The organism is Mesorhizobium sp. M2A.F.Ca.ET.037.01.1.1 (assembly GCF_003998075.1).
In the GTDB taxonomy this organism is placed as follows: Bacteria; Pseudomonadota; Alphaproteobacteria; order Rhizobiales; family Rhizobiaceae; genus Mesorhizobium.
Window position 1 is genome coordinate 1 of the sequence record NZ_RZSA01001728.1, and the last position, 548, is coordinate 548.

A 548-nucleotide genomic window follows, 5' to 3' on the forward strand; every position below is an offset into this window, starting at 1 on the left:
GCTTTCCCCCTTCAGCTACACGAGCGAGTGGATCGGCAAGGTGGTCCTCATCCTTGCCCTGGTCAGTGCCATCTTGGCGATCGGCGGTCTGGCCTATGGCTGGTATGCCCGCCGCAAGGCCGAGCGCCTGGCGCTCGCCATCGGCAAGGCGGGCTGAGCCATGGAAAACCTGAAGGCAGTTCTCACCCAGGCGATCGAGAAAGCGCTGCCGGTCCTCGCCGGCTTCGCGGTCGGCGTGCCTGTCGGCATGGCGCTGGTTTGGTGGATGTTCCTGTGAGCTTCCTCGTCACCTTCATTGTCGACCGGCTTGGCGTCTCGCGCCTGGCCGCCGGCGCGATCGCATGGGGCGCGATCGTCCTCATCGCGTCGGGCGCCGCGCTCTGGGCCTACGAGCTCATCAAGCACAAGGGCGCCGACGAGCTGCGCGCCAGGATCGAAAAGGAGAACCATCATGCGATCGATAAGGGCATTGATGCTCGGCTGTCTTTTGACGACTGCATCGACGCTGGCGGCGTGTACGACTTCCGGCATCAGCGGTGTGCCAGCCC

1 protein-coding gene is annotated in these 548 nt (G+C 65.0%); it reads left to right on the top strand.

The window, feature by feature from the left end; translation table 11 throughout:
• Positions 1–273: 273 nt before the first annotated feature.
• Positions 274–548 (top strand): hypothetical protein (locus tag EOA27_RS39475; RefSeq protein ID WP_127259099.1); only part of this gene is annotated, 275 nt, incomplete at its 3' end.